The sequence below is a fragment of the Chryseobacterium rhizoplanae genome (assembly GCF_900182655.1).
Lineage (GTDB): Bacteria > Bacteroidota > Bacteroidia > Flavobacteriales > Weeksellaceae > Chryseobacterium > Chryseobacterium rhizoplanae.
This window is the reverse complement of the sequence record NZ_FXTC01000006.1, coordinates 203,747-216,445: the sequence shown is the minus strand read 5'-3', so window position 1 is coordinate 216,445 and position 12,699 is coordinate 203,747. Positions and strand designations below refer to the sequence as shown.

Annotated in this window: 12 protein-coding genes; 7 read left to right on the top strand and 5 right to left on the bottom strand. The window is 34.9% G+C overall.

What is annotated here, in order from left to right; all coding sequences use genetic code 11:
- The 3 genes from FN817_RS15005 to FN817_RS14995 form a co-directional block, all read right to left on the bottom strand.
- Entirely contained in the window at nucleotides 1-1,314 is a 1,314-nt protein-coding gene (locus tag FN817_RS15005; RefSeq protein ID WP_047421220.1) for a TolC family protein, read from the bottom strand.
- Complete coding sequence (locus tag FN817_RS15000; protein WP_047421218.1) at nucleotides 1,298-1,936, bottom strand: TetR/AcrR family transcriptional regulator; 639 nt, start codon at nucleotides 1,934-1,936, stop codon at nucleotides 1,298-1,300. Before FN817_RS15000 ends, FN817_RS15005 begins: the two co-directional genes overlap by 17 nt.
- Before the next feature lie 286 nt (nucleotides 1,937-2,222).
- Complete coding sequence (locus FN817_RS14995) at nucleotides 2,223-3,341, bottom strand: DNA polymerase III subunit (protein ID WP_142718657.1); 1,119 nt, start codon at nucleotides 3,339-3,341, stop codon at nucleotides 2,223-2,225.
- 250 nt (nucleotides 3,342-3,591) lie between these two features.
- On the opposite strand from FN817_RS14995, the gene mdlD reads away from it, so the two are divergent.
- The 6 genes from mdlD (at nucleotide 3,592) to FN817_RS14965 (ending at nucleotide 9,520) form a co-directional block, all read left to right on the top strand.
- Nucleotides 3,592-4,911 carry an NAD(P)-dependent benzaldehyde dehydrogenase MdlD gene (gene mdlD, locus FN817_RS14990; protein ID WP_142718656.1) on the top strand — a complete coding sequence of 440 codons (1,320 nt, stop codon included), beginning with the start codon at nucleotides 3,592-3,594 and terminating at the stop codon, nucleotides 4,909-4,911.
- Between the two features lie 195 nt (nucleotides 4,912-5,106).
- A complete protein-coding gene (locus FN817_RS14985; protein ID WP_142718655.1) occupies nucleotides 5,107-6,414 on the top strand; it encodes a hypothetical protein in 1,308 nt (435 codons plus the stop codon).
- Between the two features lies 1 nt (nucleotide 6,415).
- On the top strand, nucleotides 6,416-7,006 hold the full coding sequence (gene lptC, locus FN817_RS14980) for an LPS export ABC transporter periplasmic protein LptC (RefSeq protein WP_047421210.1): 591 nt from the start codon (nucleotides 6,416-6,418) through the stop codon (nucleotides 7,004-7,006).
- 11 nt (nucleotides 7,007-7,017) lie between these two features.
- Entirely contained in the window at nucleotides 7,018-8,061 is a 1,044-nt protein-coding gene (locus FN817_RS14975; RefSeq protein ID WP_142718654.1) for an anhydro-N-acetylmuramic acid kinase, read from the top strand.
- A 419-nt stretch (nucleotides 8,062-8,480) separates the two neighbouring features.
- A complete protein-coding gene (locus FN817_RS14970) occupies nucleotides 8,481-9,020 on the top strand; it encodes a hypothetical protein (protein ID WP_142718653.1) in 540 nt (179 codons plus the stop codon).
- An 11-nt stretch (nucleotides 9,021-9,031) separates the two neighbouring features.
- On the top strand, nucleotides 9,032-9,520 hold the full coding sequence (locus FN817_RS14965; protein ID WP_142718652.1) for a hypothetical protein: 489 nt from the start codon (nucleotides 9,032-9,034) through the stop codon (nucleotides 9,518-9,520).
- 103 nt (nucleotides 9,521-9,623) lie between these two features.
- Here the strand turns inward: FN817_RS14965 and FN817_RS14960 are convergent, their stop codons facing one another.
- The gene (locus FN817_RS14960) at nucleotides 9,624-10,013 is read right to left on the bottom strand and encodes a hypothetical protein (RefSeq protein WP_047387661.1); all 390 of its coding nucleotides are present in this window, start codon (nucleotides 10,011-10,013) and stop codon (nucleotides 9,624-9,626) included.
- Nucleotides 10,014-10,514: 501 nt separating this feature from the next.
- Between FN817_RS14960 and FN817_RS14955 the strand changes: the two genes are divergently transcribed.
- Nucleotides 10,515-11,123 carry an NUDIX hydrolase gene (locus tag FN817_RS14955; RefSeq protein ID WP_142718651.1) on the top strand — a complete coding sequence of 203 codons (609 nt, stop codon included), beginning with the start codon at nucleotides 10,515-10,517 and terminating at the stop codon, nucleotides 11,121-11,123.
- Between the two features lie 166 nt (nucleotides 11,124-11,289).
- On the opposite strand, the gene FN817_RS14950 is transcribed toward FN817_RS14955, so the two are convergent.
- Nucleotides 11,290-12,561, bottom strand: a complete 1,272-nt coding sequence (locus FN817_RS14950) for a UDP-N-acetylmuramoyl-tripeptide--D-alanyl-D-alanine ligase (protein ID WP_142718650.1) — start codon at nucleotides 12,559-12,561, stop codon at nucleotides 11,290-11,292.
- Between the last annotated feature and the right edge of the window lie 138 nt (nucleotides 12,562-12,699).

Below are 12,699 nucleotides of genomic sequence, written 5' to 3'. Positions count from 1 at the left end.
TTATTTAATTGTTAAAGTTCCTGTTGTCTGTAATAGTTTTCTGTATGCCAGGGCAGCATCTGCTTTAGCATTGATCACTCCAACGTTTGCAGCAATCTGAGCCGCGTCTGCATCCAATAATTCTGTCATCGTTGCAAGACCGTTGTCGTATTTATTTTTTGTAATTCTGTAATTTTCATTAGCCTGCTCAGCTGATTTTTCAAAAACAGCAATTCTCTTTTTTGAATAGTCTGTATTCTGATACTCTCTGTTGACGTCAAGCTTAATGTTGTCATTCAGTAATTCATCCGTAGCTGCCAATTGCTTTTCTCTCGCTTGTGACTGTCTTAATGAAGAATTTTCTTTCCACAGGTTGGATAGGTTATAAGAAACACCAATTCCTACGTTGATGGCATTGTATACGGTAAGAAATTTAGGAATATCTGCGGCTACATACCCTCCGGTAAATGCGATAGAAGGAAGATTTTCAGCTTTTGCAGCTTTTGATCCCAGCTCTGCCGCTTTTCTCTGTTGTGCTAAGGCCTGTAAATCTTTACGGTTTTCTCTGGCTTCAGTAACATAGAAATCAACCGGTTTTACATCTGAACCTTCCTCAATATAATTTTCATCTACTGTCAGTTCTGTAGTTTCTGGAAGACCTAATAAAAGATCCATATTGATGTTGGCAATATTGTAGTTGTTCTTAGCTTCCAATAGCTGAAGTTCAATATTCGAAGTCTGAAGATTCGCCTTCAATCTGTCGTTTCTTGCGATCAAACCATTGTTTTCCATTTTAAGGAATGTTTCATCTCTTTTTTGAGAAGCAGCAAGGTTTTCTTCAAAAACTTTGATAGACTGATTGGCTTTAAATAAGTTGTTATAAGCCTGGGCAACATTGTAAGCAATAGCAATTTTGTCGTTCTCAGTGCTTAATTTTGAAGCTTCCACCAGATATTTCGCCGACTGAATACCATACTTGATTCTTCCCCCGCTGTAAATTGGAACACTAAGATTAGCTGAACCGTACGCCACCTGATGTACCTCAGGACCTCCTGCTCCTGAAACACCCGGAAGTTTGATATCTACATTCGGTTTTATAGGAAGGTACATATAGCTGCCTGATACTTTTAATTCCGGCAACTGTCTGTTTTTAGCTTCCAAAAGATCAGCTGTAGCCTCTTCGATCTTGGCTGCATCGATCTTGAGATTCTTGCTGTTCTGGATTCCCAACTGTACAGCTTCGTCAAGAGAAAGTGTTTTTTTCTCCTGAGCATTTGCATTTGCTATCCCTACGAATAGTGATAATGCAATCACTGAGTTATTTATTCTCTTCATAACCTAAAAGGTCTTTTAGTAAGTATTTAATATGTTTATTAAGTTCTGTATAGTATTTTTCATCAAAAGCTTCTTCATCTTCTGTTTCATTCAGGAACTCTTTATACATTTCTTTTGCATTGAATGCATAAAATAAAGTTCCGCTTACCGTAGAATGAAGGAGATATATAGGCGGATTTTTGGTGAAAATTCCATTTTTAAGACCGCTTTCCAATATTTGTGAATACATAGAAAGGAATCCCATTTTAGTTTGCTTTAAAAATTCTACAATCTGAGGATTCTTGGTATACACCTGCTCTCTCTGCATAATCCTGTAAAAGCATTTTTGAGTACGGATCTTGTTAGAAAACTGATCAATTACTTTTTCAATTTTCTGCCATTCATTGATATCGGTTCGTCCCAAAAGATCTTTTGAAAAGAACTGACCTTCATTCATTCTGTATTCTACTAATTTCTCATAAAGTTTTTCCTTAGAGCCAAAATAATACGAGATCATAGAAATATTAACATTCGCATCCTTTGCAATTTCGCGGGTGGAAGTTCCTTCGAATCCCTTTTCTGCAAAAAGCTTCTCGGCTGCGAATAATATATTTTCTTCTTTTGAAATCATGTTAGTGTTCATTTTTCAGGGCGCAAATGTACACAAGTTTTAACACAAATCAAACGATTGATTGATTTTTTAATATTGATTTAATTTATTGTAAATAAAAGATGGTTTCTATAATAGGCGCAGAAACTACTGGAAAGCCACTTTTTAGATAAAAATAACGTAAGGAAGTTTAATAATAATGGAATATTTAGAAAAAATTCACTTCAAAACATGAGTCTTTAACACAATTTTAATGTAAAATATAGTTAAAAAAAGGAAAAATAGAAAACAAAAACTCCAGCTGTTGCCGGAGTTTTATTTATGTGCTTTTGTGAATATATCTTGATAGTTTTATACCTAAATCGGTCCATACAATTTTAGGATTTCCGTTTCGGGTCAGATGCAGATCGGCTGTATTGATTTCCTCTAAAATATTTTCAATATTGGCTCCACTGATGAATTTTGAAAATCCTCCCCAGTTGAACCCGTTTGCATCTATCTTTTTATACACCAGATTTTCGGATTGATAGTTCTGAAGCAGTGCAAGTCTGAAGATTTCAGAACAATAGTTCAGGAAGTTTTTCTGTTTTTCCCTGTTCCATCCTGCAATTTCTCTCGCCCAAAAAATGATACTTCTCAAATATTCAGGTTTCTTTTTTACCATAAAGGCATCTCTGACCCATTGTACAAAGAGTTTTTCAAATTCATTGGTTTTATCCCCTGAATTGAGGAGTTTTACCGCATCATTAAGGTCTCCCTGCGCTTCATGAACAATCTCTTTCAATTTTTCTTCTGAAACAGAAAAGTTTTTTTTGAGATAGTTTTCAATATCTTCATCATGTAGTCTCGGGATTTCTACAATCTGTGTTCTGGAAAGAATCGTAGGAAGAATATCATTGGTGCTTTCTGCCGTAAGAAGGATAATTGTTTTTGCAGGTGGTTCTTCTAAAAATTTCAAAAATTTGTTTGAAGCCGCGATATTCATTTTATCTGCTCTCCAGACAATAAGAATTTTGGTTCCTCCTTCAAAACTTTTCAAAGAAAACTTCTGGTTCTGGTCATCAATTTCATCTGCGGAAATAAACAGCTGCTTATTTTCCGACTCTAAGAAAGCAGTCCAGTCATCGTAGCTTGCATATGGAGAAGCCATGATCATTTCTCTGAATTCATCAAATTTATTCTTACTTAACGAATTTCTATTGTCCGTAAAAACAGGAAAGCTGAAATGCAGATCCAGGTGATTGAGGTGTTCTACCTTCGCTGCAGCATGCTCATTTTCACGATTTAAAATTTCTTTTGCATACGCCAAAACCATGGGAAGTGTTCCGTATCCCTCTTTTCCTACAAAAAGTTGGGCATGGCTCACTCTGTTTTCAGCAATGCTTTCTCTAAGAAGTTTTTTCAGATTTGTCTGTCCGGCGATGTTCTCCCAATTCATGTTTCAAAGATAAAAAATCTTATTTCAATTTATAAAATTAAGTCTGCTTAAAATGAATAAAGCTATAGAGTACGAATTTCAAAAGAGTAACACTTCTATTCTGTTATAGGAAACATCAATAATAAGATTAGAATAAAACTTAAAATTAAATTTTACACAATTTAATTTTAAACAATAAATTTGCAGGACAAAATTTTTCGTAAATTCATTACGATTTCACACTTTTTCAAATAGTAAAAATCATACACCAATGGATACACACCTGGAACAAAAAATAAAAGGAATATTTCAACAGCAGAAAGCCTTTTTCAAAACCAATCAGACAAAAGATATTGAATTCAGAAAAGCACAATTAAGAAAATTCCGTGAAGTTTTCTTACAGCATACAGATGATCTTTGCGAAGCTTTATCCATTGATCTGGGAAAAAGCAGAAAGGAAGCTGAGTATGTGGAAATTCAAATTGTCATTAGTGAGCTGGATTATTTTCTGGAGAATATTGATGAATGGGCAAAACCTACTCCTGTCCCTTCAAAACCACATCCATCAGGAGCTGAAGTAATGAGTAAAGTAATGTACGAACCTTATGGTGTCACCTATATTATTGGTCCTTTCAACTATCCTGTTCAGCTTACATTCAGTCCGCTTATCGGAGCTTTGGTTGCCGGAAATACAGCGATTCTAAAACCTTCTGAAAATACGCCTCATGTGGCCCAGGTTCTTGAAAATATTGTAAAAGAATCTTTCGATGAATCTTATGTGGCAGTTATTCAGGGAGCAATTGAAGAGAATACTTTGTTATTAAGCCTTCCTTTTGATTATATTTTCTTTACCGGAAGTCCGAATGTTGGAAAAATTGTGATGAAAGCAGCCGCGGAGCAATTAATTCCTCTTGCACTGGAACTTGGAGGAAAATCACCAACGATTGTTCATAAAGATGCGGATCTTGATAAGGCAGTAGCAAGAATATCTTATGGGAAATGGATCAATTGCGGACAAACATGTGTTGCTCCGGACTATATTTATATCCACGAATCTGTAAAGGATGCATTTATTGAGAAATTTAAAGCTCATTTAAATACGACTTACGAAGGTCAGTCATTAGGAAAAATCGGGAAAATTGTAAGCCAGAATCAGATAAAACATCTGGCAGGTTATTTAGAAGCAGCACCCGAAAAAGTAATTTACGGAGGAGGCTATGATCTGGAAACCCGTCATTTTGAAGCTACTCTAATGGATAATATCACCTGGAACGATCAGGTAATGCAGCAGGAAATCTTCGGTCCTATCCTTCCTGTTATGACCTATAATGATATTGATGAGGCATTAGAAGAAATAAACAACCGCCCGAAACCATTAGCACTCTATGTTTTCACAGAAAACCAGGAATTTGCTGATAATGTTTTACATCATACCACAAGCGGAGATGCAGAGATCAACAGTACGATCATTCATGTAGGTTCGCACTATTTACCTTTTGGAGGTGTGGGAACTTCAGGAATGGGAAAATACCATGGGAAATTCAGCTTTGAAAGCTTTAGCCACAGCCGATCTGTACTTCAGGTAAAATAAACAATAGCAATAATATATTGTATAAACTAAGGCTGTTCTATAATGGACAGTCTTTTTTATATAACAAAATTGATATTTTAACGGATGAAAATTTGCATTTTTCTTTGAAAGAAAGGCCCTTAACAAACTTTAACCACATATAATTTTTACAATTCATTAATATTTAAGATATTTGCGCATTGTTAAAAATAAAGAATGAAAAAAATCTTTGTAGTATCATTCATATCAGTTGGATATTTTCTGAATGCACAGAGTCTAAGCAACTCACCTTATGCAACCTATGGAATTGGAGATGTGAAATATGATAATACGATCGAGACTACTTCTATGGGAGGTATATCAACTGCTTTTATAAGTGATTTCACCAGTAGTTTTAATTTTGCCAACCCGGCAAACAACGCCAATTTCGAACTTACGAGTATCAGACTGGAAGCTACCAATGAAAACAATTATTTCAAATCGAACTATAACGATATGAAATCTACAAAGCATTCTACGTATCTTTCTAATATTTCTCTTGCATTTCCACTATCTCCAAAAGTGAAAATGGGGATCTCTTACCAGCCCTACAGTTCTAAAAGCTACGATATCGTAACTGAACAATTGGCTGCAGACGGAACTCCAATGTATAAAAACAACTTTAAAGGTAGCGGAACATTAAATGCTGCACAGGTTGCTGTTTCCTATAAAATTAATCAGGAACTTTCTGTGGGGGCAAGAGCTAACCTTTATTTTGGAGACCTTAATGACCTTAATGAATTCCGTGCGTACAACCCTGCTACAGGCAGCTATGCCGGTGAATATGTAAATGGTTATCAGACTAAAAACAGAGTCAGAAACTTTAATTTTACGCTTGGTACAAGCTACCAGACTTTAAATACCCGTACTGATAAGAAATTCACAGTAGGAGCAACTGCTACTTTTGGGAATACCAGTAATATGACTACTGAGTACGTCAACAGTACTTACAGATACTCTGATGCTCAGGAAACCAACAAGGTTTATGAGACCATCATAGAGCAGAAGGAAACAAAATCTAAAAACCTTCTTCCATTACAGGCATCCGTAGGGGTTGGATATGGAAGTGAAAACCACTGGTTCCTATCAGGACAGGTAGATTATAAAAAAGGAGAAGACATCTCTTATTTCGGTAAAACTTTCGACTTCCAGGATACGTACAGAGTTTCTGCGGGTGGATGGTACCTACCTAACTATAACAACTTCAGAAGCTACTTCTCAAGAGTAATCTACAGATATGGAGCTTTCTATGAAAGAGGAAACCTTAAACTGGAAGGAACAAGCATCAACAAATTCGGTATTTCTGCCGGGGTAATGCTTCCATTCAAAACAAGTAGTATCACAAGAATGAGTGGTCTTGAAATAGGACTAGAAGTAGGTAAAAGAGGAACTCTTAAAAATAACCTGATCAATCAGAACTTCGTCAACCTGAAAATCGGCTTTAATTTTGCTGATAAATGGTTCAGAAAGACTCTTTATAACTAGAATGAATTTTTCAAAAAAAATATCATATAAAAATATAGCATGCCTTTTTAGTTGTGCTATATTTTTTATATTGACATCCTGTGAAGAGGATCTTACCAAAAGAAACGGCAGCCAAAGCAAAAATTTCCCTTCACAAATCATCAACAACGCCAATATTATACAGCGTGACTCCGGCTTTGTCACTTTAAAAGCCAAAGCACCCATCATTGAAAAGTATGAGCTGATTGACAGCCCTTATGTAGTAGCCCGAAAAGGAATTGATATTGAGTTTTTTGATAAAAAGAAACCTAAGGTTCCGGGAAGAATTACAGCTAAATATGCCCGCATTTTTGAGTATAAAAAATTCTATGAAGCCAAAGGTGACGTAAGGATAAAAACCAATGAAGGGCAGAGATTTGCCATGCAGAGTATTTACTGGGATCAAAGAAAAAACAGGATCTATACCAAAGATACGGTATATGTTACCATGGAAGATGGCTCTACATTGGTAGGTGCCAATGGAATGACTGCAAAGGATGACTTTTCCGAATATACTTTCTATAACAACTCAGGAGATTTCAGTTCAAAGAGAATTTCTGAGAATAAAAAATAATCCGAAAAATAATGAAAGCTCTGGCTATTGGACTGATGTCCGGGACAAGTCTGGACGGTTTGGACATCTGTCTTGCTGAATTTGAAAAACAAGACCAATGGTCTTTTCAGATCCTGAAAGCCGAGACTGTTTCCTATTCTGAGGATTGGGAACAAAAACTTAAAAACTCTATTCATCTTTCTGCTGAAGATTTACTGGAACTGAATTCAGAATATGGTTTTTACCTTGGCCGGCAGGTGAGAGAATTTATTCATAAGCATCAGCTTGAAAACATCAGCCTGATTGCCTCTCATGGCCACACGATTTTCCATCAGCCTAAACGAAAATTTACCCTTCAGATAGGAGACGGCAGAGCGATCAAGCTGGAAACCGGATTACCCGTTATCTATGATTTCAGAAGCCAGGATGTGCTGATGAATGGAAACGGAGCACCACTGGTTCCTATAGGTGATGAATTACTTTTTTCAGAGTACCACGCCTGTTTAAACCTTGGTGGATTTTCCAATATTTCTTTACAATCAGGCGGAAAAAGAATCGCTTTTGATATCGCTCCGGTGAATATTGTTTTGAATTATTTGGCTCAAAAGCTTCATAAAAACTTTGATGAAAACGGAGAATTGGCTGAAAAAGGAAAAATCAATGAAAGCTTACTGAATCAGCTTAACGCATTGGATTTCTACCATATTCCACCTCCAAAATCTTTGGGGATAGAATGGTGCAACCAGCATATATTTCCAGTTCTTGAAAATATAGAAACCCTGGATGCGCTGGCAACTTTTACAGAACATGCCGCGCAGCAGATTTCCCTTGTGATCAATAAAAATAATATAAAAGATATTCTGATTACAGGCGGAAGCGCATACAACACGTTTTTAATTGAAAAGATAAGAGCAAAAACAAAAGCCGAGGTGATCATCCCTGAAAAAGAGATCATCAATTATAAGGAAGCTTTGATTTTTGCCTTTATGGGCATCCTAAAAATGAATAATGAGATCAATGTGTTGTCTTCTGCCACAGGAAGTACAGCGGATCATTGTTCGGGAGTTATTGCTTAGATATTTTCATACTTTTATTTCACCGATCAGCTCAGCCGGGAAATATCATTTATTGCATAAGTTACAGAATAGTGACAATACTGGAAGTAACCTTTCCTTTTTCTACTTTATAGAGATACTGTCTATCTTCCCTATCATCATAGCAAGTTTCGTTTGTGAAAGTCTTTTCTTTTCACAGAATATTGTTGTTCGATTACATAATTCGACATGTATTCTTCCCTTAACTCTAAGATTTATATTCTTCAATACCTTTAACTAATACAAAAGGAATTATTGGTTTCAATTAAAACTAATACAGTTATCATCGTAGTCAGAAAAGAGCCTGTACCAGCAGTATTGGAGATCCTTATAGCGGTAGTTACCACAGGAATACAACTCCACCCGGAAGCAACTCCCTTTCCTGGCTGGGTATTAGAAATATGGAAAACTTCCATGCCAGTGAAAGCATTCTTACAAGTGCTATAGAAACTACCAAAGTAGGACAATCTGTATCTGCTGCTGAGAATTTCCTGTTTTTAGAATTACCTGCTTCCATGGCTGGTGGAGAACTTTTAGCTGCGGGATGGAGAGCTAGTGGTATTGGAAGAATTTTAGCTGCTCAGGCCAATAAAGCTCTTAAAGTAGCTAGTAGTGGTGGAGGTGAAACCTTACCAATGACTATTCAAAAAATCATACCACATGGAACAAAAGTTATTGACATTATTAATGATATAAAAGGATTAACTTGGTCAACAGGAAATGAGCATGCAGTTGTAAGATTAGCTAATGGTGAGAAGGCGATTGTTAGTGGTGGTCCAGGCGGAATTAGTTTTGAAATGGGGCAAATAAAAACTCTTTTTGGGCATACGCATCCAACATCAGCCCCTCCGAGTGCTGCTGACTTTACAGCTTTAAAAAAATTAAACCAAACAAAACAATATATTTTCCATGGAGGTGAAACAACTTTAATTAGACCTTAAAATATTTAAATATGGCTATAGCATTTATAAATCAAACGACATGTGGACTGTGTAATGAAAAAATTACTGATTTGGAGAGTATCTTTTCATTTCCACCTTTCATTCAAAATATTAAAGATCCTTTATATCAATTCAATGATTCTGTATTTCACATTAATTGTTTAAATAAACATTCTTTTGGAAAAAAAGCCATTGAATTAACTGAACAATATTTCTACAGTGTTAAACCTGAAAATAGAAAATGTATTGTAGATGAAGAAATTATAGAAGATGTTCATGATTACATATTTATGGGAGTATTAACATCTAATGATGATGAAGACCTATATAAATTTAACTTTATTACATTGAATAAACGTAATCTGCATAAATGGAAAGGTAGAGCTGATTTTATCAGTATTGCTGAAAAGTTTATAAAAGATGGAAAATGGGAAGATTTAACTTCTTATAAATATTTAAATAAATTAATTGATTTATTCAAACAAGATATTTTAATATAATAATTTCTTAAAATCCATAATAATGACTATTTTTTTGTATGAATAGTCAACCTTTTTCAGGACAAGACAAAATAATAAAAACCTCCAACGTTGGAGGTTTTTATTATTTATAGGCTTCGATTTTATCAGTAAGCGTATTGATAAAGTTCTGTAGTGGTTTTTCTACCATCATTTTAATGAATGGATTGAATTTCCCTTCAAATAACATCTGAACTTCAGTCTGATTATCACTGATTGGGTTTAAAGTTGCTGTTAATGTGAAATCCAAGCTTGAACTTGCAGATTTTAAAACAGCTTTCTGATCATCTACTTCATCTATTTTTAACGCAATTTCCGGCATTCCCTGTAATCCGAATTTAAATCCGTTATCTCTTGTTTCAAATTTTTGAAGACCATCCGGCATAAAATCTTTATAATTTTCAGGTGATTTCAGCAACTCGGTAAGTTCTTTAGATGATTTATTGACAATAATCTTTCGTCCTTCTAAATTCATTTTTTATTTTTTATAATTAAATTCTTAACTCTTACAAATGTATAAAGTTTTTGTGCATAAATACTTCAAACTAATACTCAATATTTTATTTACTACATAATTTTCTGAGCATACAATATATCGACTTATAAAATCTGAAGTAATTTTGCGCTCAATCTGATCAAACCTGCATCTATACGTTTGCTACTCTAGCAAAATTAAAAAAAATCTACAAAGACACACCACTAAATCCTACTTTTAAAATATAATATCAAGCCTGGAAATTCCTTCATCAATTTTTTTTCAAATATTTTCTGACCTTCATATTTCAAATAAATAAAGAATACATTTTTTCCTTCTGACTTAGGTGCAGACAGATAAATAAGCCCATATTTAATCGTTAGTTTCTACGACAATTTTATATATTTGTGAGTGATTGTAGTAAAAAATAGTAAAAACGCTGAGTTTTACTATTAAAAAAAACAACTATTTGATTTTCAGTCGTAATTAATTTCCCATAAAATGTATAAAGTTTTTGTCAACGAAAAAAAGCTATTAGTGTCTCAATATCCTGAAAATCTTGAAAAAGAGCTTAGGTATGAAAGTTTCACAACTTTAGAAATAGCATTAGATCTTCTGGAGAATACTTCTGTGCAGGAACTTAATGTATATGGAGAGAATCTGGATGAAATATGGCAGGAATTCCAAAAGCTTTTCAGAATTATAGAAGCAGCAGGAGGCCTGGTAAATAATCCTGAAGGTAAAATTCTCTTTATTAAAAGACTTGGTAAATGGGACCTTCCGAAGGGTAAGATGGAAAAAGGAGAATCCAGAGAAGAGTCTGCAGTACGGGAAATAGAAGAAGAAACCGGCCTGAGTGATGTGGAGCTTTTAAAATTCATCAATACTACCTACCATATCTATATCGAAAGAAACGGAGAGAAAATCCTTAAATGCACCCATTGGTTTGAAATGAACTTTGACGGTGAAGATACTTCCAAGCCGCAAATAGAAGAAGGCATTACCGAAGTAGCCTGGAAAACGACATCAGAAATTGAGCAAGAAGTTTTTCCAAGTACCTTTAAAAATATTATATTGATTGTACAGGAATTCTGGGACTTGAAGAAATAAGTAGTAGGTCTGGAAGCTGGAAGAGTGAAGCTGGAAGTTACTATCCAGCAATCCACTTTTTCGGAAATCATTTAACAATGAAGTTTATAAAGTTGAATAAAAAAGAGAATCCTCTTCACTTACCTTCAGGATCTTCCCTCTCCCAACCTCCAGCTTCCTTACTCTGTTAAATAAAGTCGATCAGCTTCTCAAGGGCAATTCCCCTGGAACCTTTCAACAATATATTGTCAGACTGAATTTTATTCTGTTTTAAATATTCTATCAGGACTGCTGTATTTTCAAAAGCAAGATCTGAAGAATTAACCTCTTTAAAATGTTTTCCTACTGTAATAATTTCATTGAAATTAAGATCCTGAGCAAGTTTTAAGATGTTCTTATGTTCTTTCTCACTCTCATTACCCAATTCCAGCATATCTCCGATAATAATGGTTTTACTGCCTTCAAAACTGATGAAATTATTCAAAGAAGCGGTCATTGAGCTTGGGTTGGCATTATAGGTATCCAGCACCAAAGTTCTCCCCTCTTTTTTCACAACCTGTGATCTCATATTGGTAGGGGTATACAATTCCAGGGCATGTTTTATTTTTTCAAAACTGATTCCGAAATGAAGTCCCAGGCTTGCTGCTGCGCAAAGATTGGTAAAATTATATTCCCCTGTCAGCTTTGAAACTGCTTTTACTCCCTGATAAGTCAATCCTACAAAATGTTCTGCGGAAAAAGATTCAAAATTGTAATCTGAGGTCTCTTTTCCGAAAGTAATTTTAGGGGAATAGCTTTCAGTTTTATCGGCCTGGATAGGATCATTTTCGTTAACAAGAATAGTTCTGTTATTGTTTTTAAGATAATCATAAAGCTCAGATTTTCCTTTAATTACCCCTTCAAATCCACCGAATCCTTCTAAATGGGCCTTCCCGAAATTAGTAATATACCCGAAATCAGGTTGAGCAATCGTACACAGGAACTCAATTTCTTTCTGATGGTTAGCCCCCATTTCAATCACGGCCATTTCATGTTCCGGTCTAATGGAAAGAATGGTCAAAGGAACTCCGATGTGGTTATTCAGATTTCCAGATGTATACTGTACATTATATTTTTCTGAAAGAACAGCATGAATCAATTCTTTGGTCGTCGTTTTCCCATTACTTCCTGTAAGTCCGATAAAAGGAATGGTAAGTTTGCTTCTGTGATAGATAGATAACTGTTGTAAAAATTCAAGGGTAGACGGAACATAGAAAATATTTTTATCTCTGTTTTCGAATTCCGGAAGTTCAACAATTACTGCCAATGCTCCGTCATCTATGGCTTTTTCTGCTAACGTAGCGGCATTGAAATTTTCACCGGAAAAGGCAAAGAAAATATCTTTCTCTGCTATTTTTCTGCTATCAATAGTTACTTTTGAAGCCTGCAGAAATAAAGGATAAAACTGTTCTATATTCATGTGGAAATATATAATATTTTTTTTAAGAGGTCACATACAATCGCCAAATCTATATGGATATTTCAGACTTTTTAACCAGAGCGATTTCATGGTTCAAAAATAAAAAAACCTTCCGAAAGTCCGGAAGGTTTTTTTTAA

What these genes read in the sequence shown, in the direction of transcription:
- FN817_RS15005 (WP_047421220.1), bottom strand. Translation starts at nt 1,314, where the DNA reads ATGAAGAGAATAAATAACTCAGTGATTGCATTATCACTATTCGTAGGG.
- FN817_RS15000 (WP_047421218.1), bottom strand. Translation starts at nt 1,936, where the DNA reads ATGAACACTAACATGATTTCAAAAGAAGAAAATATATTATTCGCAGCC.
- FN817_RS14995 (WP_142718657.1), bottom strand. Translation starts at nt 3,341, where the DNA reads ATGAATTGGGAGAACATCGCCGGACAGACAAATCTGAAAAAACTTCTT.
- mdlD (WP_142718656.1), top strand. Translation starts at nt 3,592, where the DNA reads ATGGATACACACCTGGAACAAAAAATAAAAGGAATATTTCAACAGCAG.
- FN817_RS14985 (WP_142718655.1), top strand. Translation starts at nt 5,107, where the DNA reads ATGAAAAAAATCTTTGTAGTATCATTCATATCAGTTGGATATTTTCTG.
- lptC (WP_047421210.1), top strand. Translation starts at nt 6,416, where the DNA reads ATGAATTTTTCAAAAAAAATATCATATAAAAATATAGCATGCCTTTTT.
- FN817_RS14975 (WP_142718654.1), top strand. Translation starts at nt 7,018, where the DNA reads ATGAAAGCTCTGGCTATTGGACTGATGTCCGGGACAAGTCTGGACGGT.
- FN817_RS14970 (WP_142718653.1), top strand. Translation starts at nt 8,481, where the DNA reads ATGGAAAACTTCCATGCCAGTGAAAGCATTCTTACAAGTGCTATAGAA.
- FN817_RS14965 (WP_142718652.1), top strand. Translation starts at nt 9,032, where the DNA reads ATGGCTATAGCATTTATAAATCAAACGACATGTGGACTGTGTAATGAA.
- FN817_RS14960 (WP_047387661.1), bottom strand. Translation starts at nt 10,013, where the DNA reads ATGAATTTAGAAGGACGAAAGATTATTGTCAATAAATCATCTAAAGAA.
- FN817_RS14955 (WP_142718651.1), top strand. Translation starts at nt 10,515, where the DNA reads ATGTATAAAGTTTTTGTCAACGAAAAAAAGCTATTAGTGTCTCAATAT.
- FN817_RS14950 (WP_142718650.1), bottom strand. Translation starts at nt 12,561, where the DNA reads ATGAATATAGAACAGTTTTATCCTTTATTTCTGCAGGCTTCAAAAGTA.